2 protein-coding genes and 1 pseudogene are annotated in these 2,228 nt (G+C 43.3%); 2 read left to right on the forward strand and 1 reads right to left on the reverse strand.

The features are described 5' to 3' along the window. Window positions 1-238, forward strand: a 238-nt coding sequence (locus tag ACJROR_RS12735) for a type IIL restriction-modification enzyme MmeI (RefSeq protein ID WP_406547378.1), incomplete at its 5' end; no start/stop codon positions are given. Between the two features lie 94 nt (window positions 239-332). On the opposite strand, the gene ACJROR_RS12740 is transcribed toward ACJROR_RS12735, so the two are convergent. Beyond that, window positions 333-560 carry a hypothetical protein gene (locus tag ACJROR_RS12740; RefSeq protein ID WP_406547379.1) on the reverse strand — a complete coding sequence of 76 codons (228 nt, stop codon included), beginning with the start codon at window positions 558-560 and terminating at the stop codon, window positions 333-335. A 1,352-nt stretch (window positions 561-1,912) separates the two neighbouring features. Here ACJROR_RS12740 and ACJROR_RS12745 point away from each other — a divergent pair. Beyond that, window positions 1,913-2,228: pseudogene (locus ACJROR_RS12745) on the forward strand (hypothetical protein); the annotation flags it as partial.

Here is a 2,228-nt window from a genome sequence, read left to right on the forward strand (position 1 = left end):
AAGATCCCGTATTGAAAAAACGGCCAGTGGCATTTTAGCAGCCAGAAAACTCCATCCCGAAAGCTCTCTCTCGGAATTATACAATGATGACCTGATGCCCTTTGATTTAAGAAAAGCACATGAGGAAAATGACAAGGCGGTACTTGAGCTTTATGGCCTGAAAGCGACGGCAACAGAAGATGATATTGTGGAAAAGCTTTTTAAAATGTACTCCCAAAAAATAAAGAATTGTAAATGAAATAATTGCATTTTCTCAAATATTGATTTATCTCTATAATGGCATAAATAAAAGCGCCTGCTTATGATAAAACGGCAGACGCTTTCTTATTATTTTAAGAATGAAAATACAGGCTTAACTGTTCTGCCTGGCTTACGGTTTTTAGTTCCATGTCCGTTGATAAATTAAAATCAATTTTAAATTCTTCAGGTATATTTTCGGTAATCTTTGTTGTTTTGTTAATACCATCGTTGGCATTAACAGCCTCTGAAACCTTGTCATGATCAAATTTACTGAAATCGAGTTCTGACAAACGCTTAATCTCATTGGGAAGTAATGTCAAATGAAGCGCCGGACTAATAAAACTCTGATTAGCGTCTAAAATGGAAGAATTCTCCAGAATCCTTCTTCTCCAGCATATTCATTGAGTACTTGCCATTGTAGCTAATGTTAAGCGTGCCGTCTTTGTCTATGGAAACATCAAATTTATTCACACGAGTATCTGCAAAATTCGGCATGTAAATACTTGAATCATCAGGAGAAAAAGGGCGCTGTGATTCATGCATTACGGATGTGACTATCTCTTGGTGACAGACTGAGATAATGAGGTTAACTTTTAGCTTATCCTCCTTGGAAAGCGAGTTATAGGTTGCTGCCTCATTTTTTGTTACATATTGGGCAAGTTCATTGCGTGCTGTTTCGAAATCATTGGTGAGCTGTTTCCCGCCAGGCAGGTATATTTCAAAATTACGCGTAATGTCTCTGGCAAATTGAGTTGAATTCGGATCTGTGGAACAATTTTTTAAGCGACGAACATATATTCCATTGTATTGAGGCTTTTACTGCCGGTTTGACAATATCTGAATAGCTAGTGTCGATCTCGCCTGTATAATCCATGATCTTATTATACATAATATCTCGTATTTCTCCTAACGCGCGAAATCCTCGCAAATTACGCTTTTCCCAGGTTATTTTTTTATTATGTTGTCTTCCTCACATATACGCCGGAAACTTTCATTAAAATCTCCATGAGTTTTCGAGATGGTGTGTTTCTGAAGCCTCTCTGTTAAAACGACGCAGAAGCGCGCTAAAGTCTGGCGGTTCAGGAGGCGCTCTCATGATGTTTCAGCTGGATTAAGTCCTTAATTGCCAGCTCTCCCTGCCGGGGGCTTTTATGTTTTGCTATTGAGGAGCCGAGTCATCACAGGTTTTCTTCGGAGCAGAAGCGCAAGTAAAAGGATGGCGATTTCCTGAGAAACGAACCAGCCTTTTAACGAGATGCGGCAGGGGCAGAACGAGTTTTTCGGTACGGCACCGTCTTACTGAGTAATTTTCGGTCAGTTGCAAAAGGTGTAACATCGTAAGAAATCCCCTGTCTCCTGATGAGAGCCCTGAAACCTTCCGAGCCGGCGCAGAAAATGTCAGCTTCAGCGAATAGCCCTGAGGACAGGCAGGAATAAGTTTTCCCCGGAACGTATAATAGTAAGCGAAGGGATTTCCCCGGCGGCGCTGCTTTTTTCCCGAAAACATCTTATGAGGATTTCAGAAAGAGGCGGCGGGCGCTCTCATATTGAAGAGGAACAATGGGTTGGCGCGTATTCATAGGGGAGCATAAAGACTGCGGCATAATGGCTGAGCTACCGGTATGCGCCTGTTTTTTTTGCATATTTACGTGTTTTATCATGGAGTGTTTTCATGGGAATATTGAATGCTGCCGGCGGCGAACGGTCGGCTTTTAGCAGCTTTTTCTCCGGCAAGTCGATTCTGGGCCGGGCGGTGTTAGCGGCGCTGTTTCTTACTGTGCCAGTGGTATGCTCCGGAATAGGTTTCCGGGCTAAAACCCCGTCTCACAGCGCCGCAAAGGAGATTAGCCGTAAGGCCGAAGAATCAAAGGGCGGGGATCCGATTAAGGGCGGAGATGCTCCGGCAAAGGATATCAGGCTCACGGTTTTTGCTGCGGCCTCTCTCACGGAAACTCTTTCTGAGATCGGGAAAAGCTATGAGAAGGAGC

It is taken from the genome of Succinimonas sp. (genome assembly GCF_045225735.1).
Lineage (GTDB): Bacteria > Pseudomonadota > Gammaproteobacteria > Enterobacterales > Succinivibrionaceae > Succinimonas.